Below are 21,752 nucleotides of genomic sequence, written 5' to 3'. Positions count from 1 at the left end.
CGGCACGCTGGCGCGTGCCGGGCGGCGCGGTGCGGCGGGGTGCGACCGCCGGGCCGGCGCGACGCCGGCCCCGCGGGTCAGCTGATGCCGCCCGCGGTGCAGGCAGCCGCGAAGGCGCCGGTGCAGAGCTCGGCCTTGGTGACGTAGCCGTCGGCGACGACGTCCTTCACGTTCTCCTTGGTGATGGCGACCGGGGTGAGCAGCACGGCGGGGACGTCGCGGTTGCCCTCCGGGTCCTTGACCGTCTGGCCGGTCTCCTTCTTCTCGCCCTTCGCGACCGAGATCGCCAGCTCGGCGGCCGCCTGGGCCTCTTTCTTGATCGCCTTGTAGACGGTCATGCACTGGTCGCCGGCGAGGATGTTCTGCAGGCCCTGCACGGTGGCGTCCTGGCCGGTCACCGGGACCTTGCCGTTGAGCTTGTTCTTCTTCAGCACGGAGATGGCCGCGTTGCCGAGGCCGTCGTTCGCGGCGAGCACACCGTCGATCTTGCCCCCGCTCTGGGTCAGCATCTGCTCGAAGATCGTCCCGGCCTGGGTGTTGTCCCACTGCGGCACCGACTGGTCCAGACCCTTGGTGTACTCCTTCGAGTCGAACTTCGGCTTCAGCACCGAGTCGTACCCGTTCTTGAACAGGGTCGCGTTGTTGTCGGTGGGGGAGCCGTTGAGGTAGGCCACGACCGGGTTCTTGGCGCCCTTGTCGGTCAGGCACTTGACCAGGCCCTCGCCCTGCAGCTTGCCGACGGCCTCGTTGTCGAAGCTGACGTAGTACTGCGCCGAGCCGCCCAGGGTCAGCCGGTCGTAGTCGATCGTCGCCACGCCCTGCGACTTGGCCTTGTCGAGCACGGCCTTGCCGGTGCCGGAGTCCAGGTTGACGATCATCAGGGCGGTGACGCCGTTCGTGATCATCTGGTCCGCGATCGTCTGGAACTGCGTCTTGTCGCCCTGCGCGTTCTGGATGATGGATTCGACGCCCGCGGCGTCGAACGCCTCCTGCAGGAACTTGCGGTCCGCGGTCTCCCAGCGCGCCGAGGAGGCGCTGTCGGGGAGGATCACGCCGATCTTCGCCTTCTTGCCGCTGCCCGCGTCGTTCGTGCCGGAGTCGTCGCCGCACGCGGCCACGCCACTGACGGTCAGCAGACCGACGGCGGCCAGGGAGAGGATCCCTTTGCGCATTGCACGGGTCCTTTCGGATTGTTCGAGTCTCGTGACTGGATTCGGGTGGTGCGGCCGCGGGGCTGAGGAACGCCGCCGCGGGTAGCGAGGGGCCTCGCTTTTTGTTGTGTCCGGCAACGTATTAGGCGGCGACGGTGTGGCACAAGTCATGCGAGGTCACGGCTTTGTTGTGGGCGATAACAATTCAGCAACGTGGACGACACGTGCCCGACATGCGCCCGGAGCGGACCTGATGGCCCGAACTGTGCGCCGCGAGCTGATCGCGGAGAGTGCCGGATGGTCAGGCGGCGGCGATCGGGGCGACGGTGGCGCCGGTCAACCGGATCAGGTCGGCCGGGGCCAGCTGCACCTGGAGGCCGCGCCGGCCGGCGGAGACGTACACGGTCGGGAACGTCGCGGCCGAGGAGTCGATCACGGTCGGCAGCCGCTTGCGCTGCCCGAGCGGGCTGATCCCGCCCCGGACGTATCCGGTCGTGCGCTCGGCGAGAGCGCGATCGGCGAGCGCGGCGCGCTTGCCGCCGACCGCCGCGGCGAGCGCCTTGAGATCGAGTTCGCCGGTGACCGGCACGACCGCGACGGTCAGCGCGCCGTCGACCTCGGTCACCAGTGACTTGAACAACCGTGCCGCGGGAACCGACAGCGCCGCCGCCACCTCCGCCCCGTAGTTCGGCGAGTCGGGCGCGACGTCGTACGGGTGAAGGGTGTGCGCGACCTTCTGCTTCGCCAGCAGCGCCGTCGCCGGAGTCCCCTGACCTGCCACGGGCGTCGACCCTACCGGCAGAGCAGCACGGTCGGCGTCCCGGCGACCCGGGTCAGCACGACGGTCGCGGCAGCGGTCCCCGTCAGCCGCAGGTCGCGCCGCAGCTGTTCCGGATCGAGTGCGGACCCGCGCTTCATGATCTCAACGCGGCCCACGCCGCGCTCGCGCAGCACCGCCCGCAGCCGTTTGAGCGAGAACGGCAGCGCGTCGGTGATCTCAAGGCGCCGGGCGTACGGCGTGTCGACCGCGGTGTCGGCGTAGACGTACGCGATCGACGGATCGGCGAGCGTGCCGTCGACGCTCGCGGCGAACTCGGCGACCAGGTGGGCCCGGACCACGGCGGCGTCCGGGTCGTACAGGTAGCGGCGGACGGTGGCGACCGGGGCGGTCGCGTCGCCGGTGCCGGTCAGCTGATGGGAGGGGACGCTTTCACGACCGGAGCCGTCAACAGCGGGCCCGTCCTTCTCGCTCAGCAGCGTCGCCCGGCGCGGCGCCTCCGCCAGCGGCCCGCACCAGATCGTGGCCTCGACGAGTTCGCGGTCGACGCTGACCCATTCGCCCTCCGCGCCGGGTGGCAGCAGCCCGTGGTCGATGCCGGGCGCGACCTTCAGCACCGTGCGGGGGACCCGTTCGGCCAGCGCCAGCACGAAATCCCACGGCGGCGAGTAGGCCGCCGGGTCGAAGATCCGCCGGCCGGTGCCGGACCTGCGGCGGGCCGGGTCGCAGAAGACCGCGTCGACGCCGGTCACGTCGACGGTGGTGGCGTCGGCGCACTCCACCGTGAACAGCTCGGCCACCCCGGCCGCCTCCGCGTTCGCGGCGGCCATCGCCGCGGTGACCGGGTCGGCCTCGACGCCGTACACCCGCAGGCCGGCGCGGGCCGCGGCGATCGCGTCCGCGCCGAGGCCGCAACCCAGGTCGGCGAGGCTGCGCGCCCCGGCGGCGCGTAACCGCCGCGCCCGCCGGTCCGCCACCACGGCACGGGTCGCCTGCTCCAACCCCGCGCGGGTGAAGAACATCCGCGCCGCCGCGGCGCCGAACTTCCGGGCCGCCCGGCGGCGCAGCTCGGCCTGGGTGAGGGCGGCGGCGGCGAGCTGCGGGGGAACGCCGGCCGACCGCAACGCGCCGGCCGCGACCAGAGGATCGCCGCCGGCGACCTCGGCGGCCGCGGCGAGCGCGTCCGCCCCCGCCGGGGTACGCAGCGCGGCCAGCCCTTCGAGATCCACGGCGTCATTGTGTCCGGGCGAGGCGGCCACCCCTCCGCCGGTGCCGTAGTTGGCACTCTGGTTGACGGAGTGCTAGCGACGGGCATAATCTTCCGTTAGCACTCTCAGCCTGAGGGTGCCAGCTCCGGCGGTACGGCCGAGGAGCGAAACGCCAGGCGGACCGGCACCCGCGACGACGGACCCGCCCGGTGGCATGAGGCAGATTGACGCCGGCCGACCCGTTCGACCGGCAACGAGACCAAGTACCCCAGGAGGGTATGCCCGTGACTACCGCGACGAAGGTTGCGATCAAGCCGCTTGAGGACCGGATCCTGGTCCAGGCGAACGAGGCTGAGACGACCACGGCGTCGGGCATCGTGATTCCCGACACCGCCAAGGAGAAGCCGCAGGAGGGCACCGTCCTCGCTGTGGGCCCGGGCCGGGTCGACGACAAGGGCAACCGGATCCCGGTTGACGTCAAGGTCGGCGACACGGTCATCTACTCGAAGTACGGCGGCACCGAGGTGAAGTACTCGGGCGAGGAGTACCTGGTGCTCTCCGCCCGTGACGTCCTCGCGGTCATCGAGAAGTGACCTACTGACAAGTGTTGACGGCCCCGGTAACCCCACGCGGGGTGCCGGGGCCTCATCCGTGAAGGGACTTTCATGGCGAAGATCCTGAGCTTCTCGGACGACGCCCGACACCTGCTCGAGCACGGTGTCAACGCGCTCGCTGACACGGTCAAGGTCACCCTCGGCCCGCGTGGGCGCAACGTCGTGCTCGACAAGAAGTTCGGTGCTCCGACGATCACCAACGACGGCGTCACCATCGCCAAGGAGATCGAGCTCACCAACCCGTATGAGAACCTCGGCGCGCAGCTGGTCAAGGAGGTGGCGACCAAGACCAACGACGTCGCCGGCGACGGGACCACGACCGCGACCGTGCTCGCCCAGGCCATGGTCCGCGTGGGCCTGCGCAACGTCGCCGCCGGGGCCAACCCCGCCGGCATCAAGCGCGGCATCGACGCGGCGGTGGAGAAGGTCTCGTCGGCGCTGCTCGACAAGGCCGACGAGGTCGCCAGCCGGGAGTCGGTGGCGCACGTCGCCACGGTCTCCGCGCAGGACCCCACGATCGGCGACATGATCGCCGAGGCGATGGAGCGGGTCGGCCGCGACGGTGTCATCACCGTCGAGGAGGGCTCCGCGCTCGCCACGGAGCTGGACGTCACCGAGGGCATGCAGTTCGACAAGGGCTTCATCTCCCCGCAGTTCGTGACGGACACCGAGGCGCAGGAGGCGGTGCTCGACGAGCCGTACATCCTGATCACCACGCAGAAGATCTCGGCGATCGAGGAGCTGCTGCCGCTGCTGGAGAAGGTCCTCCAGACCGGCAAGTCGCTGCTGATCGTCGCCGAGGACGTCGAGGGCCAGGCGCTCTCCACGCTCGTGGTCAACTCGATCCGCAAGACCATCAAGGTCTGCGCGGTGAAGGCGCCCGGCTTCGGCGACCGCCGCAAGGCGATGCTGCAGGACATGGCGATCCTCACCGGCGGTGAGCTGATCGCGCCGGAGCTCGGCTACAAGCTCGACACGGTCGGGGTGGAGGCGCTCGGCAGCGCGCGGCGCGTCGTGGTCGACAAGGAGACCACCACCATCGTGGACGGCCGGGGCCGTGCCGGCGACGTCACCGACCGGGTCGCGCAGATCCGCAAGGAGATCGAGGCGTCCGACTCGGACTGGGACCGGGAGAAGCTCTCCGAGCGGCTCGCGAAGCTCTCGGGCGGCATCGCGGTCATCAAGGCCGGCGCCGCGACCGAGGTCGAGATGAAGGAGCGCAAGCACCGCATCGAGGACGCGATCGCCGCCACCAAGGCCGCGGTCGAGGAGGGCACCGTCCCGGGCGGCGGGGCCGCCCTGGTGCAGATCGCCTCGGTGCTCGACGGTGACCTCGGGTTCACCGGCGACGAGCAGGTCGGCGTGTCGATCGTCCGCACGGCGCTCGACGAGCCGCTGCGGTGGATCGCCCAGAACGCCGGCGAGGACGGCTACGTGGTCGTGCAGAAGGTGCGCGACAGCGACTGGGGCCACGGCCTCAACGCCGCCACCGGCGAGTACGTCGACCTCGTCGCGTCCGGCATTCTCGACCCGGTCAAGGTGACCCGCAACGCCGTCAGCAACGCGGCCTCGATCGCCGGCCTGCTGCTGACGACGGAGACCCTGATCGTCGAGAAGCCCGAAAAGGCCGAGCCGGCCGCCGCCGGCGGGCACGGCCACTCGCACGGCCACGGCCACCAGCACGGCCCGGGCTTCTGACCGCTCCGCGCCATCCCCCAAAGATCCGCGTGATCAGGGACCAACTTCGTACGCACCGCGCCAGCGGCGCGTACGAAGTCCCTGATCACGCGGATCTTTCGTGTTCGGGCTGACTCAGGCCGAGAGGGGACGTTGGGCGGGGACCGTCGACTTATGCGGGCGGAGGCGGGCCTCCAGGCGGGGGATGTCGACGCGGGTCTGCCGGCGGTCGGCCAGATCCTCCCAGCCCATCGCGAGCAACCGCAGCCGCTCGGACTCGCTGAACCCGCCCCACACGCCGTACGGCTCCCGCACCGACAGCGCGTGCGCCGCGCACTCGGCGCGCACCGGGCAGGTGCCGCAGACCGCCTTGGCCTGGGCCTCGCGACGATTGCGGGAGGAGCCGCGCTCGCCGTCGGGATGGAAGAACTGGGCACTGTCCCGGCCCCGACAGGCACCCAGCCGCTGCCATTCCCACAGGTCGACGATGGGTCCGGGCAGTCTGCGTACGTTCGACATCAGCACCCTCCTTCCGCGCGGCACCGCGGCGGTCAGTCCACGGCAGTCGGACCGGGGCGGCGGGCCGCGCAGGCGCACCGATCTCCCGACCAGACACACCCGTACCCTGCGCACCACCTACTCACACTTGCTTCAGCAAACAGTTAGGGTCAGCTGACAACGAGGGGATGACCGGTCCGGAACTTTCCTCTCCTTTCGCGGGAAAGCGCGTAATGATCAGACCGTTCCGTGGTCTCCTCCTTTGAGGAGAGGAGGATGACTGTGCGTACCGTCCTCGTGTGCGTTCGGACAACATTTGCCGCGCAGAACGTCGCGTCCGCTGCCACGCGGCTCGGGATGGCCGCGGCCATCCGGACCGCCGTGTCCGAGGCCGAGGTGATGCTCCGGCTCTCCGAGCGGCCGGCGGAGATCGTGCTCGCCGACACCGCGCTGACCCGTCCGGACAGCGTGGGCTTCACCCGGCGGGTGCTGGCCAAGGCGCCCGGCGCGGTGATCGTGCTGTTCGGTGCGGAGGACCCGCGGGTCGCGGCGGCGGCGATCGCGGCCGGCGCGCGTGGTCTGATCCACGGTGGCGACCAGGACATGGTCAGCGTCGTCGCGAAGACCCTGCTGCTGCTCTCCACGCCGGGCCGGGCCGCGGCCAACGTGGGCCCGGCGCAGTCCGCCGCCGTCGCGCCCCAGCTCGGCCGCGGCGCGGCGGCTCCCCGGTCCGGCGCGCCGGTGGCGCCGTCCCGGCTGCCCGGCGGTCGACCCGGCGCGGGGATGCCCGGCGCGGGGATGCCCGGCGCGGGGATGCCCGGCGCGGGGCTGGGCGGTGCGCCGCTGCCGGCGCAGCCCGGCGGACCCGCTGTCGTGCCCGTGCAGCGCGGCGACGACCTCGGCCCCTACCAGCCGGGCGCCGTCCGGCCGTCGGGGGAGGGCGAGCACCGGTTGCCGACCGGGCTGGACCGCCGGGGCAACGCCGTGCGCGACGGGCGCTTCGCGGCCGGGCCGCGGCCGGGCGAGTCGCCGGCGGGTTACCAGGGCGCGCCGCTGCGCCGGATCACGCTGACCGAGCGCGAGCTGCAGGTGCTGCGCGGCATGGCCGAGGGCAAGAGCAACGCCGAGATCGGGCGTGACCTGTTCGTCTCGGAGGACACGGTCAAGACGCACGCCCGGCGGTTGTTCCGCAAGCTGGGTGCGCGGGACCGGGCGCACGCGGTCGCCGCCGGCTTCCGGGCCGGGCTGGTCGCCTGAACGAGGGCGGCGGGGGTCGGGCCGGTCTCCGGCCTCAGACCTCCGCCTCGTCCGTCCCCTCGGCCAGCGTGTCGTGCACCCCGTCGGCGTAGCCGCGGGCGTACTCCCACGTCACGTAGTGGTCCGGGTCGGGGTCGAAGGCGGGCTCGTGCACCCGGGGGCGTCCGGAGTTGAGCAGGTGGCGCAGGTTGCCGCGGAGCAGATCCCAGTCGAAGTAGTGCGGCTCGTGGCAGTCCTCGCACTCGATGACGAGGCCGCGTACCCCGATGGGACTGAGGAGGGCCTGGTAGATCTCCAGGTCGGCCAGGTCCTCCAGCACGTCCTGCCGCTCGACCTCGGTCAACGGGTCGAGCTGCGCGTCCCCGGCGGGGTCGTCCAGACCCGCGGACGGGTCGGCGGGGTCGCCGTTGAACGGGTCGATGGGCTCGTCGTGCACCCCTCCACCGTAGTCGCACCACCCGTGGTCCCGCCCGCCCGCCGCACCGGCCGGATCGGGCGGCGCGGACGATACCGGGCAGGGCGACGCGCCTGGTCGGGGGCGACGACCGGATGGGTACGATGGGACATCGCGCCGCGCGCCGGGGTGGGTCGATCACTCCGCCGCGCCTGCCAGGCGGATCCCGTCCGACCAGTTCAGGGGAACAAGTCGTGGATAACTCGCCCGCCCAGGACCGTCCGATGCTGTCGGTCGACACCGACCCGCACGCCGACCGAGTGACTCCGGAGCACGTGGCCGGGTCCGCGCGGCTGGTCCCGCTCGGGCTCACCTTCGACGACGTGCTGCTGCAGCCGGGCGAGTCCGACGTCGTGCCGAGCCGGGTCAACACCGTCACCCGGATGACCCGCAACGTCGAGCTCTCCATCCCGCTGGTCTCCAGCGCCATGGACACCGTGACCGAGGCGCGGATGGCGATCGCGATGGCGCGCCAGGGCGGCATCGGCGTGCTGCACCGCAACCTGTCGATGGAGGACCAGGCGCAACAGGTCGACCTGGTGAAGCGCTCGGAAGCCGGCATGATCACCAATCCGGTGACGGCGCGGCCCGACGACCGGCTGCGTGACGTGGACGCGCTCTGCGCGCGGTACCGCATCTCGGGCGTCCCGGTCGTGGACGCCGCCGGCGCGCTCGTCGGCATCGTCACCAACCGCGACATGCGTTTCGAGTCCGACCCCGACCGCCTGGTCCGCGAGGTCATGACGCGGATGCCGCTGGTGACCGCGCCGGTCGGGGTCTCCAAGGACGAGGCGCTCGCGCTGCTGCGCCAGCACAAGGTGGAGAAGCTGCCGCTGGTCGACGAGGCGGGTCGGCTGCGGGGGCTGATCACGGTGAAGGACTTCACCAAGAGCGAGCAGTTCCCGCTGGCCACCAAGGACGACGCCGGTCGGCTGCGGGTGGCGGCGGCGGTCGGTGTCGGCGACGACGCCTACAAGCGGGCGCGGCTGCTGGTCGACGCCGGGGTGGACGTGCTGATCGTGGACACGGCGCACGGGCACCAGCGCGCGGTGCTGGACATGGTCCGCCGGCTCAAGAAGGAAACGGCGATCGACATCGTCGGCGGCAACGTCGGGACGTACGCCGGCGCGAAGGCGCTGGTCGAGGCCGGCGCCGACGCGGTGAAGGTCGGTGTCGGCCCGGGCGCGATCTGCACGACCCGGGTCGTCGCCGGCGTCGGTGTGCCGCAGATCACCGCGATCATGGAGGCGGCCCGCGCCGCCGCCCCGGCCGGCGTGCCGGTGATCGGCGACGGCGGCATCCAGTACTCGGGGGACATCGCCAAGGCGCTGGTCGCGGGTGCGAGCACGGTCATGCTCGGCAGCCTGTTCGCCGGTTGCGAGGAGAGCCCCGGCGAGCTGGTCTTCATCAACGGCAAGCAGTTCAAGTCGTACCGGGGGATGGGCTCGCTGGGCGCGATGCAGTCCCGGGAGCAGGCGCGCTCCTACTCCAAGGACCGCTACTTCCAGCACGACGTGCTCAGCGACGACAAGCTGGTGCCGGAGGGCGTCGAGGGGCAGGTCCCGTACCGGGGCCCGCTGTCGGCCGTCGCCCACCAGCTGGTCGGCGGGCTGCGCGCGGCGATGGGGTACGTCGGCGCGGAGAGCATCCCGGAGCTGCACCGGCGCGGCCAGCTCATCCGGATCACCGCGGCGGGACTCAAGGAGAGCCACCCGCACGACATCCAGATGACCGTCGAGGCGCCGAACTACCACAGTCGCTGACCGTCGGCCGCGGGCCGACCCGCCGTTCCGCCGTTCCGCCCGGCCGGGGCGGGCCCTTCTACTTTGGAGTGACCATGCGTGACGTGGTGGAGATCGGGCTCGGGAAGACCGCGCAACGCGGCTACCACCTCGACGACATCGCCATCGTGCCCAGCCGCCGCACCCGCGACGTCGACGACGTGTCGACGGCGTGGCAGCTCGACGCGTACCCGTTCCGCATCCCCTGCGTCGGGCACCCGTCGGACGCGACGATGAGCCCGGACTCGGCGATCGCGCTCGGGCGGCTCGGCGGGCTCGGCGTGCTCAACGTCGAGGGGCTCTGGACGCGCTACGAGGACCCGGCGAAGGTCCTCGACGAGCTGTCGGCGCTCGGCGACGACCCGCGCGCGACGCAGCGGCTGCAGGAGGCGTACGCGGAACCGATCCGGCCCGAGCTGATCGCCGAGCGGGTCCGGCAGATGCGCGATGCCGGCATCACCGTCGCGGTTCGGGTCTCGCCGCAGCACACGCTCGCGCTGGCGCCGGTGATCCTCGACGCCGGGGTCGACATCCTGGTCATCCAGGGCACGATCGTCTCCGCGGAGCACGTCTCGACCACCGACGAGCCACTGAACCTCAAGGAATTCATCGCCGATCTGGACCTGCCGGTCGTGGTCGGCGGGTGCACCGACTACAAGACGGCGCTGCACCTGATGCGGACCGGCGCCGCCGGCGTGATCGTCGGCGTCGGCGCCGACGAGTGGTCCACGACCGACACCGTGCTCGGCATCCGGGTGCCGATGGCGACCGCGATCGCCGACGCCGCGGCGGCCCGCCGCGACTACCTCGACGAGACCGGCGGCCGGTACGTCCACCTGATCGCCGACGGCGGCCTGCAGACCTCGGGCGACATTGCCAAGGCGCTCGGCTGCGGCGCGGACGCGGTGATGCTCGGCGAGCCGCTGTCGCTCTGCGACGAGGCGCCGGCGGCCGGGGCGTGGTGGCACTCCGCGGCCAGCCACCCGAAGCTGCCGCGGGGCGCGTACGGCGCCGCGGGGGAGTCGCTGGGCTCGATGGAGAAGCTGCTCTACGGCCCCGCCGACGACCCCGACGGCCAGCTGAACCTCTTCGGTGGCCTGCGCCGGGCGATGGCCAAGTGCGGTTACCGCGATCTGAAGGAGTTCCAGAAGGTCGGCCTCGTTCTGGACCGGTAGGCGTGCGACGGGGGAGGGGACGCGCGGCGCTCGCCGGCGCGTTGACGGTCGCGCTGGCCGCGGGCTGCACCGGGTCGCGGCCCGAGCCGCAGCCGGAGCCGACCCGGGATTTCCGGCCGGGTGCGAGCGGCGTCGGTGACCCGTACTTCCCGAGCTACGGCAACGGCGGCTACGACGTGGCCGGCTACGCGCTCAAGCTCCGGTACGACCCGGCCGACGACCGGCTCAGCGGCACCGCGACGATCACCGCGACGGCGACGCAGGACCTGTCCCGGTTCAATCTCGACCTCGTCGGGATGACCGTCTCCGGGGTCACCGTGAACGGCGCGCCGGCTGACTCCGCCCGCGAGGGCGCCGAGCTGGTGGTCACCCCGCGCAGCGGCCTGCCGCGCGGCGTGCGCTTCACCGTCGAGGTCCGGTACGCCGGCGTGCCGCAGCAGCTCACCAGCTCGGACCTGGGCCGCAACGGCTTCTTCGCCACCGGCGACGGCGCGTTCGCCCTCGGCCAGCCGGAGTCGGCGAGCACCTGGTTCCCGGTGAACGACCACCCGATCGACAAGGCCGGCTACGACATCGAGATCACCGTGCCGGACGGGCTCAGCGCGTTGAGCAACGGCGTGCCGGGCGGCACCACGAAGGCGGACGGCTGGACGACCTGGAAGTGGTCGACGCGGTCGCCGATGGCGAGCTACCTGGCGACCGTCGTGATCGGCAGGTACCGGGTGAAGACCGGGACGCACGACGGGAAACCCCTGGTCACCGCGGTCGCGGCCACGCTGCCCGCCGGCGCTGCCGACGCGGCGATGGCGCGCACCGGCGAGATCGCCGACTTCCTGGCCACGAAGTTCGGGCCCTATCCGTTCGAGGCGTACGGCGGGATCGTCGTCGACGACGACCGCGTCGGGTACGCGCTGGAGACCCAGACCCGTCCCGTCTACGGTGACGTCTTCTTCCGGGGCGGCTCGGGGACCTGGGTGGTGGCGCACGAGCTGGCGCATCAGTGGTTCGGTGACAGCGTCTCGATCCAGCGGTGGAGCGACATCTGGCTCAACGAGGGCTTCGCGACGTACGCCGAGTGGCTGTGGGAGGAGCACGACGGCGGCCGGTCGGCGCAGGCCAGCTTCGCCGCCGAGTACGCCGGCACCGACTGGTCGCGGCCGACGCTGGATCCGGGGCGGTCCGGGATCTTCGGCCGGGCGGTCTACAAGCGTGGAGCGCTGGCCGTGCACGCCCTGCGGCGCACCGTCGGCGACGACGCCTTCTTCCGGATCCTGCGGACCTGGACGGCGCAGAAGCGCGACGGCAACGCCATGACCGCGGAGTTCATCACCGTCGCGGAGCGGGTCTCCGGCCGGTCCCTGCGGTCGTTCTTCGACGCGTGGCTCTCTGGCCGCACCGCGCCGCCGCTGCCCTAGCCGCTCACCTCTGCACGACCAGCGTCGGGTGGGCCGCCAGGAAGGCGTCGGTCCGCCCGGCGCGCAGCGCGGCGAGGAACTGCCGCCCGGCCGGCTGGAGTTCCTCGCCGAGGTACCCGTCGCCGCTGCCCACGCCGCCGCCGGGCAGCCCCACCAGCGTCAGCGTCTGTGGACGCAGCCGCCGCAGCGCGTACGCGTACTCGATCGGGCGTCGCCCCCGGCCGTCGAAGACGAGCGTCTTGCCGAGCGCGCGCAGCACCCGGTCGGCCGCGACCGGGTCGGTGGCGAGCCCCCGGGCCAGCACCTTCTGCAGGATCGCCTCGATGAGCTGCTGCTGGTGCCGCTGCCGCGCGTAGTCGCCGCCCGGGATGTACCGCTGCCGCGCGTAGTCCAGCGCCTGCCAGCCGTTGAGGTGGCGCTGGCCCTTCTGGTAGACCATCTGCGGCCCGTGGTAGCCGTTCTCGCCGCCCGGTGCGCGCATCTTGCCGTCCGGTCGCCGGTGGATGGAGGCGACCCGCTGGTCGATGTAGAGGTCGACGCCGCCGACCGCGTTGACGAGGGTGCTGAAGCCGCGGAAGTTGAGCACGGCGCCGGCGTCGAACGTCTTGATCCCGGTGTACGCGCCGACGGTTCGGGCGAGCAGTTGGAAACCCTGCGCGACGTCCGGGCGGGGCGTGCCGGCCCGGCGGCTGCCGTACGCCATCGCGTGCGTGAGTTTGGTGCGCCCGCCGCCGTAGCCCGCCTTCGGGAACGGCGGGATGTCGACGATGAGGTCGCGGGGAAGTGAGAAGAGGTAGGCCCGGCCGAGCCCGGCGGGCACGTGCAGGATCATCACGGTGTCGGCGTGCGGCTCCCAGCTGGGCACGCTCTCCCGCGGGTCGATGCCGACGAGCAGGATGTTCAGCGGTCCGGTGATGTCGGCGCCCGGCGGCCGGGTCGGGCTGGGCGTCGGTGACGGGGTCGGCGACGGGCTCGGTGAGCCGAGCAGATCGGCGGTGGGCACGTCGTACCGCGCGCGCAGTAGTTGGGTGCCGAGCGCGGCTCCGCCGGCGAGCACGGCGACGACCAGTGCGATCACCGCGCCGCGGATCATGCGGCGGCGTCTGGTCGCCGGCTCCGTGCCCGTGTCGCCCATCCGGGTGCTCCCTTCGTGACCCTGCTATGGAAACGTCCCGGTCACGCTACGGGTTGCGTCGTGGTCGGCGGGGGCGATCGGCGAATTCGGAAACTTGCCCGTAGCGCAGAAGCTACCCGTCGGTAATGATGACGCGTATGCGGTACGACGTGGTCGTGATCGGGTCGGGCTTCGGTGGCAGCGTCACCGCGCTGCGGCTGGCGGAGAAGGGTTATTCGGTCGGGGTGCTCGAGGCGGGCCGGCGGTTCGCGGACGACGAGTTCCCCCAGACCTCGTGGCGGACCCGCCGATTCCTGTGGGCCCCGAAGCTCGGCTGCTACGGCATCCAGCGCATCACGCTGCTGCGCTCGGCGGGGCGCAAGGCGGGCGGCGCGGGGGCCGGGGTGCTGGTGCTCTCCGGCGCGGGGGTCGGCGGCGGCTCCCTGGTCTACGCCAACACCCTCTACGAGCCGCTGCCGGCGTTCTACGACGACCCACAGTGGCGCGAGATCACCGACTGGCGAACCGAGTTGGCTCCCTACTACGACCAGGCCAAGCGGATGCTCGGGGTGACCACGTACCCGATCCACACCGCCGCCGACCGCGCGATGCGCGCCGTCGCCGAACGGATGGGGGTGGCCCACACGTTCCACTCCACCCCGGTCGGCGTGCACATCGGACGCCCGGGCGAGGTGGTCGCCGACCCGTACTTCGGCGGGGTGGGACCGGACCGCACCGGCTGCCTGCACTGCGGCGGCTGCATGACCGGCTGCCGGCACGGCGCCAAGAACACCCTGGTCAAGAACTACCTGTGGCTGGCCGAACGGCTCGGCGCGACGGTGCATCCGCTGACCACCGTGACCGCGGTACGGCCCGCGCCCTCCGGCAACGGCTACGAGATCGAGACGGTCCGGACGGGCGCCTGGCTGGGCAAGCGGCGCCGGGTGTTCGAGGCGGACCAGGTGGTCTTCGCCGCGGGGGCGCTGGGCACGCAGCGGCTGCTGCACGGGATGCGCGCGAGCGGCCGCTTCCCCGGGCTGTCGCCGCGGGTCGGGGCGCTCACCCGCACCAACTCCGAGGCCATCCTCGGCGCCGCGGTGCTGCGTCCCGACGCGCGCCGCCGGGGCATCGACTTCACCGAGGGCGTCGCGATCACCAGTTCGTTCCACCCCGACGCGCAGACCCACATCGAGCCGGTCCGGTACGGCCGCGGCTCGAACGTGATGGGCTTCCTGCAGTCCGCGCTCGTCGACGGGGGCCCGCGCCGGGTGCGGCGCTGGCTCGGCACGATGGCCCGCACCCCGCTGACGTACCTGCGGCTGCTCTCCGTGCGCGAGTGGTCGCAGCGGACCGTCATCGCGCTGGTGATGCAGTCCGCCGACAACTCGCTGACCACCCACTACCGGCGCGGCTGGTCGGGCCGGCGCCGGCTGGCCGCCACCCAGGGGCACGGCGCCCCCAATCCGACCTGGATCCCCGCCGGCAACGAGGCGGTGCGGCTGCTCGCCGAGGAGATCGGCGGGATCCCGGGCGGGGCGATGACGGAACCGTTCAACATCCCGATGACCGCGCACATCCTCGGCGGAGCCGCGATCGGCGCCTCGCCGGAGACCGGGGTCGTCGACGCGTACCACCGGGTCTTCGGACACCCGGGGCTGCACGTGGTGGACGGGGCGGCGGTCTCGGCCAACCTCGGCGTCAACCCCTCGCTGACGATCACGGCGCAGGCGGAACGGGCCATGTCGTTCTGGCCCAACCGCGGCGAGGCCGACCCCCGGCCGCCGCTCGGCGACGCGTACGCCGCCGTCCCGCCGGTGCCCCCGCGCCGGCCCGCGGTGCCGGCGCACGCCCCCGCGGCGCTGCGCTGGTAACCGGGGCGCGTCCCTTCCGCACCGCCGTCCGGCGTGCCGGTCATGGTCGGTAGGCTCGCGGCATGAGCACGCCGCGACCCGTCCTCGTCGTTGACTTCGGCGCCCAGTACGCCCAGCTGATCGCCCGCCGCGTGCGCGAGGCGCGGGTCTACTCGGAGGTCGTGCCGCACTCGATGCCGGTGGCCGAGATGCTGGCGAAGGACCCGGCGGCGATCATCCTCTCCGGCGGCCCGTCCAGCGTCTACGCGCCGGGCGCGCCGCAGGTCGACCCGAAGCTCTTCGACGGTGACGTGCCGGTCTTCGGCATCTGCTACGGCTTCCAGGCGATGGCCCAGGCGCTCGGCGGGACGGTGGCGCGGACCGGCGGCAGCGAGTTCGGCGGCACGCCGCTGACCGCGCGCCCCGAGGCCGGCGTGCTGCTGCGGGAGCTCCCCGCCGAGCTGCCGGTGTGGATGAGCCACGGTGACTCGGTCACGGCGGCGCCGGCCGGCTTCACCGTGACGGCGGAGTCCGCGGGGGCGCCGGTGGCGGCGTTCGAGGACCTCGCCGGCCGCCGCGCGGGCGTGCAGTTCCACCCGGAGGTGGCGCACACCGCGCACGGCCAGGACGTGCTGAAGCGGTTCCTGTACGACATCGCGGGGATCGAGCCGACCTGGACGCCGGCGAACATCATCGACGAGCAGGTGGCGCGGATCCGCGAGCAGGTGGGCGACAAGGAGGTGATCTGCGGGCTCTCCGGCGGGGTGGACTCAGCGGTCGCCGCCGCGCTCGTGCACAAGGCCGTCGGCGACCAGCTCACCTGCGTCTTCGTCGACCACGGCCTGCTGCGTGCCGGCGAGCCGGAGCAGGTGGAGGAGGACTACGTCGCCGCCACCGGCATCAAGCTGAAGGTGGTCGACGCCCAGGAGCGCTTCCTCGGGGCGCTGGCCGGGGTGACCGACCCGGAGCAGAAGCGAAAGATCATCGGCCGGGAGTTCATCCGGGTCTTCGAGTCGGCGGCGCGCGAGGTCGCGGCCGCCGGCGACGTGGAGTTCCTGGTGCAGGGCACGCTCTACCCGGACGTGGTCGAGTCCGGCGGCGGCACCGGCACGGCCAACATCAAGTCCCACCACAACGTGGGCGGGCTCCCGGACGACCTGCAGTTCAAGCTGGTCGAGCCGCTGCGCACGCTCTTCAAGGACGAGGTACGCGCGCTCGGCCTCGCGCTCGGCCTCCCCGAGGCGATGATCTGGCGCCACCCGTTCCCCGGCCCGGGTCTCGCGATCCGGATCATTGGCGCGGTCGACCAGGAGCGGCTGCGGGTGCTGCGCGCCGCCGACCTGATCGCCCGCGAGGAACTGACCGCCGCCGGGCTCGACCGCGACGTCTGGCAGTTCCCGGTGGTGCTCCTCGCGGACGTCCGCAGCGTCGGCGTGCAGGGCGACGGACGCACCTACGGGCACCCCGTCGTGCTGCGCCCGGTCTCCAGCGAGGACGCCATGACCGCCGACTGGTCGCGGCTGCCGTACGACGTCATCGCGCGGATCTCGACGCGCATCACGAACGAGGTGCCCGAGGTGAACCGCGTTGTGCTCGACGTGACCAGCAAGCCGCCGGGCACCATCGAGTGGGAGTGACCGGGCTCAGCTGACCGGCGGGGTCGGGCCGGCCTGGGGCTGCGCCGGCCATGCGGGCGCGGTCGGCGGCTCCTCCGGCATGAGGAACCACATCACCGGGTACGCCAGCAGCGCCAGGCCGCCGGTGAGCACCGCGCTCACCGCGAAGAGCACCCGGACCAGGGTGGGGTCGATGGTGAAGTAGCGGCCCAGTCCGCTCGCGACCCCGGCGATCATCCGGTCGGTCGTCGGGCGGCGGAGCTGCCGGTACGGCGGGGTGGCATCGGTTGTCATGCCTCCACGGTCCGCGCCGGCCGGCCCGCCGACCTCGGTGACCGCCCGGATCCCTACCCTGACCGTCCCCCGATCGGCAAGCCCCGACCCGCCGCTTCCGCCGCCAAGTGTCGCCAATCCGACACTTTTCCGCGCCATCTACGGTGATCCGGGCAGAATTCGGCCCTGTGACCCCCGCGCTGGAGCCGCTTCGCAGGATCGCGGCGTACGCAGTCTGCACCGATCCCGAGGACCGGGTGCTCCTGGTGCGGGCCTCGCCGCGCTCGGGCACCCCCGGCGTCTGGTCGTTACCCGGCGGCGCCGTCGACCACGGCGAGGACCCGCAGCACACCGTCGTGCGGGAGACGGCGGCCGAGACCGGGCTGTCGGTGACGGTGACCGGGCTGGGCGACGTGCTCGCCGACATGCGCTCGCTGCCGCACCGCGGGGTCACGATCCACACCGACCGCGTCATCTACCGCGCCTCCGTCCGGGGCGGCACGCTCGGCGACCGCATCGGTCACCCCACCGACCTGGCCCGCTGGCACACCCGTGAGGAGGCCAAGGGGCTGCCGCTGCGGCCGTTCACCGCGAGCGCGCTGGGACTCACCCCGGACCGACTCGACCTGCGCCCCGACGAGGCCCCCGAGTTCCCGTCGTTCCACGCGGTGCCCGGGCCGGACGGTCTGCACCGCGCCCAACGCTTCGCCGCGTACGCCGTGGCGACCGATCCCGCCCGGCGCGTGCTACTGACCCGGATCGCCGCCGGCTACCCCGGCGCCGGCCGGTGGCACCTGCCCGGCGGCGGCACCGACTACGGCGAGCAGCCGGGCGCCGCGCTGATCCGGGAGCTGCACGAGGAGACCGGGCAGGCGGGGCGGCTGATGGAACTGCTGGGGGTGGCGAGCCATCGCGACGCGGCCTCGCTCGGCCCCGAGGGCTATCCGATCGACTGGCACGGGGTGCGCGCCTTCTACCGGGTCGCCGTGGACGCCCCCGCTCCGATCGCGGTCGGCGACGTGGGGGGCTCGACCTGCGACGCCCGCTGGTTCGCGCCCGAGGAGCTGACCGCGCTCGCCGCCGACGCGCTCACCGAGGTCACCGCCGAGGCGGTGCGAGCCGCCCGCCTCCGCTGATCGTCGCGGCCACCGTCCGGCATGCTGGAGCTGCGGCGCGCCGGGCGCCGCGGGTACGAGGGGGTGGCCGGGTTGGAGCGGCGTCGACGCATCGCGGCGTACGGGATCTGCCGTGACGACGACGGCCGCGTGTTGCTGACCCGCGGCTCCCTCCGGGCGGCCCTGCCCGGTCTGTGGCAGCTCCCGGGCGGCGGGATCGAGCACGGCGAGCACCCCGCGCACGCGGTGGTGCGGGAGTTCGTCGAGGAGACCGGGCTCGCGGTGGAGGTGGCCGGCCTGCGGGACGTGCTCGCGGACGTGCTCGCGCTGCCGGAACGCGGGGTCCAGGAGCACACCGACCGAATCATCTACGACGTGACCGTGACGCGTGCGGGGGTGACCCGGCACGAGACGGACGGTACGACCGACCGCGCCGAATGGATCGCCCCGGACCGGCTGGCCGAGCTGCCGATGATGTCCTTCACGGCCGAGTTGCTGGGCCTGCCGGTGCGGCCCGGGCCGCCGGCCGCGGCGAGCCCGGTGCGGCCGGCGCCGCCGGGCCCGGAGCGGCCCACGCGGGGGCAGCGCTTCGCCGCGTACGGGCTGGCGACCGACCCGGCCGGGCGCGTGCTGCTGACCAGGATCGCGCCGGGGTATCCCGGCGCGGGGCGGTGGCACCTGCCCGGCGGCGGGACGGACCACGGCGAGCAGCCGGCGACCGCGCTGCTGCGCGAGCTGGCGGAGGAGTCCAACCAGGTGGGCCGGATCACCGGGCTGCTCGACATCTCGCACCACCGCAACCCCGCCGCGGTGGGACCGGAGGGCTATCCGATGGACTGGCATGCGGTGCGGGCGACATACCGGCTGATCGTGGACGCCCCCACGGAGCCGCGGGTGACCGAGGCGGCCGGCGGCTCGACGGAGCGGGCCGGGTGGTTCACCGCGATCGAGCTCTCCGGGCTCCGGCTGACCGACGTCGCCGTGCGGGCCCTGGCGCACCTCGGGCGGTGACCCACCCCGCCCGGGGTGATCATCCCTCCCGCCCGGGCCGGTGAACGCCTCCCGCGACGACCGTCCGTCCCCGCGCGTCCCGGTCCGTCCCTGCGCGTCCCGGTCCGTCCCGGCGGTCGTGGTCCGGCCTGCTGTCGTGCTCCGGACGAGAGACCGGCGTGGATGAGGTCGGGTAGAATCGGGGGTTGAGCGAGCGACCGGGTCGGCTCGGGAACCGGGATGGGAATATCTGCGCGGTTCGTACTGTTCTAGGAAGAAAGCTCCGCACGCAGCTATCGCCAAGTCAAATGATCTGTGCGATGGTGTAGGCCGCAAAATCGGGCGGCCGCCGTGGCGGCGGATAAACCGATCCGGTGTTGGAGGGATACGTGCCGAGAGCCCCTTGGCGTCGGCGTCGTACGACGGACAGCCCGCGCCCCGCAGGGCGTCAGTGGGCGGGACGGTTGCGCCGCGGCGGCACGTTCGCCCGCCAGGTGCTGCTGGTCCGAGTCGCTCGACGCCACGACGAAATGGCCCTCCCGGCCACGGTCGTCCGGCAGGCCCGGCGTGACAGCGACGGGATGGATGTGGCGCGATTCGGCGTGGACGCCGTGACCGCGCGGGAGATCGAGTCGATCGCCCCGGTCAGCCCCGCCGTCGGACCCGCCGGTCCGGCCCCCGACGCCGACGCCGGCATCTCGGTCCCGCTGCTGCCGGGTGAGCGCACGCTCGCGCGGCGGGCCAAGTTCGCGCTGGTCAACGCGTGCACGCTGGCGAGTCTCGGGCTCGGTCTGCTGGCCATCTTCCTGGCCATGCAGGGCGACGTCCGACTGGCCGCCGCGTTCCTGATCGCCTGCGTCATCTTCGACGGCCTGGACGGCGCGCTCGCCCGCAAGCTCGGCGTGTCGAGCCCGTTCGGCGCTCAGATGGACTCCCTGGCCGACATGTGCTCGTTCGGGCTGGCCGCCCCGGTGGTGGTGTACGCCTCGCTGGCCGGCACGGTCCCGACCGCGGGCGCGGCGGTGGCGTGCGCTCTGGTGGCCGGCTGCGCGGCGATCCGGCTGGCCCGGTTCAACGTCTCGCCGAAGGACGGCCGCTTCTTCTGCGGCGTCCCGACCACGATGGCGGCCGCGGTGCTGGCGCTGGCGGTGCTCATCGGCCTGCCGCTGCCGGGGCTGGCGAAGCTCGCGGTGGTGGCGCTGCTCGCGTTCGCGATGGTCTCCAGCTTCCCCTATGCCAAGCTCGCCCGGCTGATCAAGCTGCCGCCGTGGCTGTGGCTCCTGCCGCTGGTGGGTGCGCTGATCGACATCCGGCTGACCTTCGTCATGATCGTGGTCGGCTACCTGGTCAGCGGTCCGCTGCTCTGGCTGCGTCAACGCCGCGCGGTCTGACCCGAGCAACGGAAAAGGGCGGTCTCCCTCGGGGAGGCCGCCCTTTTCCGTGAACAGGCGTCCGGTGTCGGCGCTGTGGAAGCGCGCGTCAGAGCCAGCGCGCGATGACCGTCGCTCCGCCGACCACGCGGTCGCCGGGGGCGACCAGCGGCTCGGCGGCGTCCGCGGGGAGGTAGACGTCGGTGCGCGAGCCGAACCGGATCAGCCCGAACCGCTCGCCCTTGGCCAGCAGGGCGCCGACCGGGGCGCGCTGCACGATCCGGCGGGCGATCAGACCGGTGCGCTGCGCGACCACCACCGTCCCGTGCGCCGTGTCCAGCACGGTGTAGGCGGCCACGTTGTGCTCGGCGTCCGGCTTCATCGCCGCGGCGAACCCGCCGTCGACCACGAAGTAGTCCACCACCTTGCCGGCGACCGGGGTGCGGTTGACGTGCACGTCGAGCACCGACAGGAACACCGCGATCCGCAGGAACTCCTGCTCGCCGAAGCGCTCGTCACGCAGCCGCTCCACCGACAGGACCCGGCCGTCGCTGGCGGCCACCACGGCCTCGTCCTCGTGCGGCACGTCCCGCTCCGGGTCCCGGAAGAACGCCGCGACCGGGGCGGCGGCGAGCGCGGGTAGCAGCCAGAGCTTCGACTTCGGTCGGGCCGCGCGGGTCATTGCGGCCAACCCCAGCGCGATGCCGGCCGCGGCCACGCCGTTGGAGTCGATGTGCATGGTCCGGGTGACCGGCACGCTCGACGGCCGGTACGCCGGACCGAGCCGGTCGGCGACCGCGGCGTCGGCCGGGGTGAAGCGCAGCCGGTGGATCCGGACCGGCGGGGTGTTGCGGAGCACCAGGTCCGCGCCGACGCCGAAGAGCGCCCCCTGCCGCTCAAGCTCCGACGTCGCGCCCTGGGTCATGGCCGGCAGCGCCGGCACGGCCACCGCGAGCACACCGCCGTCGGCGAGGTACTTGGTGAGCCCGTCGATGACCGCCCGCGCCTCCTCGCCGGTGCCGGTGAGCGGCTCGGCGAGCATGAGCACGTCGGCGGGGTCCGCCTCGGCGACGGAGTCGACGACGCGGACGCGGTCGGCGACCCAGCTGCCCTGCGCGGTGATGTGGTCGCGGAGCGCGCCGGCGGTGGTTGTGTCCGCGGGGACCGCGGTGAGCGCGTCACCGGGCAGCAGCGCCTCGATCGCCGCGGCCAGCACCGTCGACTCGGCGTCGACCCCGACCAGCAGCGCGGTCTTGGCGCCGTGGCGCCGGGCCAGCTCGGTGGTCAGGGTGCGGGCGGCGCGGTCGCCGAGCCGGACGGGGCCGCGCGGGCCGGCCGTGCGCACGGCGGGGGACTGAGTCATCTCGTACGGGCTCCTCGCGGTGAAGACGGGACGGGCCGGGACGACCGTCGGCT

At 73.0% G+C, this 21,752-nt stretch carries 19 protein-coding genes; 11 read left to right on the top strand and 8 right to left on the bottom strand.

Annotated elements, in window-relative coordinates; translation table 11 throughout:
- Positions 1-77: 77 nt before the first annotated feature.
- From BLW47_RS11315 to BLW47_RS11305, 3 genes are all read right to left on the bottom strand, one after another.
- Positions 78-1,172 carry a sugar ABC transporter substrate-binding protein gene (locus tag BLW47_RS11315; protein WP_091555319.1) on the bottom strand — a complete coding sequence of 365 codons (1,095 nt, stop codon included), beginning with the start codon at positions 1,170-1,172 and terminating at the stop codon, positions 78-80.
- A gap of 280 nt (positions 1,173-1,452) precedes the next feature.
- Positions 1,453-1,932 carry a Cys-tRNA(Pro) deacylase gene (ybaK, locus tag BLW47_RS11310; protein ID WP_091555318.1) on the bottom strand — a complete coding sequence of 160 codons (480 nt, stop codon included), beginning with the start codon at positions 1,930-1,932 and terminating at the stop codon, positions 1,453-1,455.
- Between the two features lie 11 nt (positions 1,933-1,943).
- Entirely contained in the window at positions 1,944-3,158 is a 1,215-nt protein-coding gene (locus BLW47_RS11305; protein WP_091555316.1) for a THUMP-like domain-containing protein, read from the bottom strand.
- A 257-nt stretch (positions 3,159-3,415) separates the two neighbouring features.
- On the opposite strand from BLW47_RS11305, the gene groES reads away from it, so the two are divergent.
- Positions 3,416-3,730 (top strand): co-chaperone GroES, encoded by a 315-nt coding sequence (gene groES, locus BLW47_RS11300; RefSeq protein ID WP_091555314.1) that lies wholly within the window; start codon positions 3,416-3,418, stop codon positions 3,728-3,730.
- Between the two features lie 72 nt (positions 3,731-3,802).
- Entirely contained in the window at positions 3,803-5,449 is a 1,647-nt protein-coding gene (gene groL / locus BLW47_RS11295) for a chaperonin GroEL (RefSeq protein ID WP_091555312.1), read from the top strand.
- Positions 5,450-5,563: 114 nt separating this feature from the next.
- On the opposite strand, the gene BLW47_RS11290 is transcribed toward groL, so the two are convergent.
- Positions 5,564-5,947, bottom strand: a complete 384-nt coding sequence (locus BLW47_RS11290; protein ID WP_091555801.1) for a WhiB family transcriptional regulator — start codon at positions 5,945-5,947, stop codon at positions 5,564-5,566.
- A gap of 261 nt (positions 5,948-6,208) precedes the next feature.
- Here BLW47_RS11290 and BLW47_RS11285 point away from each other — a divergent pair, with 261 nt between their 5' ends.
- On the top strand, positions 6,209-7,183 hold the full coding sequence (locus BLW47_RS11285; RefSeq protein ID WP_091555310.1) for a response regulator transcription factor: 975 nt from the start codon (positions 6,209-6,211) through the stop codon (positions 7,181-7,183).
- Positions 7,184-7,217: 34 nt separating this feature from the next.
- Here the strand turns inward: BLW47_RS11285 and BLW47_RS11280 are convergent, their stop codons facing one another.
- The gene (locus BLW47_RS11280) at positions 7,218-7,619 is read right to left on the bottom strand and encodes a DUF5319 domain-containing protein (RefSeq protein ID WP_091555308.1); all 402 of its coding nucleotides are present in this window, start codon (positions 7,617-7,619) and stop codon (positions 7,218-7,220) included.
- Between the two features lie 212 nt (positions 7,620-7,831).
- Between BLW47_RS11280 and guaB the strand changes: the two genes are divergently transcribed.
- The 3 genes from guaB (at position 7,832) to BLW47_RS11265 (ending at position 12,008) form a co-directional block, all read left to right on the top strand.
- The gene (guaB, locus tag BLW47_RS11275) at positions 7,832-9,400 is read left to right on the top strand and encodes an IMP dehydrogenase (RefSeq protein WP_425435384.1); all 1,569 of its coding nucleotides are present in this window, start codon (positions 7,832-7,834) and stop codon (positions 9,398-9,400) included.
- Between the two features lie 74 nt (positions 9,401-9,474).
- A complete protein-coding gene (locus BLW47_RS11270) occupies positions 9,475-10,593 on the top strand; it encodes a GuaB3 family IMP dehydrogenase-related protein (protein WP_091555306.1) in 1,119 nt (372 codons plus the stop codon).
- Positions 10,594-10,595: 2 nt separating this feature from the next.
- A complete protein-coding gene (locus BLW47_RS11265; protein WP_425435383.1) occupies positions 10,596-12,008 on the top strand; it encodes a M1 family metallopeptidase in 1,413 nt (470 codons plus the stop codon).
- A gap of 4 nt (positions 12,009-12,012) precedes the next feature.
- On the opposite strand, the gene BLW47_RS11260 is transcribed toward BLW47_RS11265, so the two are convergent.
- Entirely contained in the window at positions 12,013-13,143 is a 1,131-nt protein-coding gene (locus BLW47_RS11260; RefSeq protein WP_091555301.1) for an LCP family protein, read from the bottom strand.
- A gap of 137 nt (positions 13,144-13,280) precedes the next feature.
- Between BLW47_RS11260 and BLW47_RS11255 the strand changes: the two genes are divergently transcribed.
- Both BLW47_RS11255 and guaA read left to right on the top strand, forming a co-directional pair.
- Positions 13,281-14,993, top strand: a complete 1,713-nt coding sequence (locus tag BLW47_RS11255; protein ID WP_091555299.1) for an FAD-dependent oxidoreductase — start codon at positions 13,281-13,283, stop codon at positions 14,991-14,993.
- A gap of 62 nt (positions 14,994-15,055) precedes the next feature.
- Entirely contained in the window at positions 15,056-16,609 is a 1,554-nt protein-coding gene (gene guaA / locus BLW47_RS11250; protein WP_091555297.1) for a glutamine-hydrolyzing GMP synthase, read from the top strand.
- 6 nt (positions 16,610-16,615) lie between these two features.
- Here guaA and BLW47_RS11245 read toward each other — a convergent pair whose 3' ends face one another.
- On the bottom strand, positions 16,616-16,882 hold the full coding sequence (locus BLW47_RS11245; RefSeq protein WP_091555295.1) for a PspC domain-containing protein: 267 nt from the start codon (positions 16,880-16,882) through the stop codon (positions 16,616-16,618).
- A gap of 167 nt (positions 16,883-17,049) precedes the next feature.
- On the opposite strand from BLW47_RS11245, the gene BLW47_RS11240 reads away from it, so the two are divergent.
- The 3 genes from BLW47_RS11240 to BLW47_RS11230 all read left to right on the top strand — a co-directional run bounded on the left by BLW47_RS11240 (position 17,050) and on the right by BLW47_RS11230 (position 20,357).
- Positions 17,050-17,997, top strand: a complete 948-nt coding sequence (locus BLW47_RS11240) for an NUDIX domain-containing protein (protein WP_091555293.1) — start codon at positions 17,050-17,052, stop codon at positions 17,995-17,997.
- 21 nt (positions 17,998-18,018) lie between these two features.
- On the top strand, positions 18,019-18,987 hold the full coding sequence (locus tag BLW47_RS11235) for an NUDIX hydrolase (RefSeq protein ID WP_175543591.1): 969 nt from the start codon (positions 18,019-18,021) through the stop codon (positions 18,985-18,987).
- Positions 18,988-19,355: 368 nt separating this feature from the next.
- Positions 19,356-20,357, top strand: a complete 1,002-nt coding sequence (locus tag BLW47_RS11230; RefSeq protein ID WP_425435382.1) for a CDP-alcohol phosphatidyltransferase family protein — start codon at positions 19,356-19,358, stop codon at positions 20,355-20,357.
- 88 nt (positions 20,358-20,445) lie between these two features.
- On the opposite strand, the gene BLW47_RS11225 is transcribed toward BLW47_RS11230, so the two are convergent.
- Positions 20,446-21,699, bottom strand: a complete 1,254-nt coding sequence (locus tag BLW47_RS11225; protein ID WP_091555289.1) for a phosphatidylserine decarboxylase — start codon at positions 21,697-21,699, stop codon at positions 20,446-20,448.
- Positions 21,700-21,752: the final 53 nt, after the last annotated feature.

The sequence above is a fragment of the Micromonospora pattaloongensis genome (assembly GCF_900107255.1).
GTDB lineage: Bacteria > Actinomycetota > Actinomycetes > Mycobacteriales > Micromonosporaceae > Micromonospora_I > Micromonospora_I pattaloongensis.
This window is presented reverse-complemented; position numbering and strand designations above follow the sequence as displayed.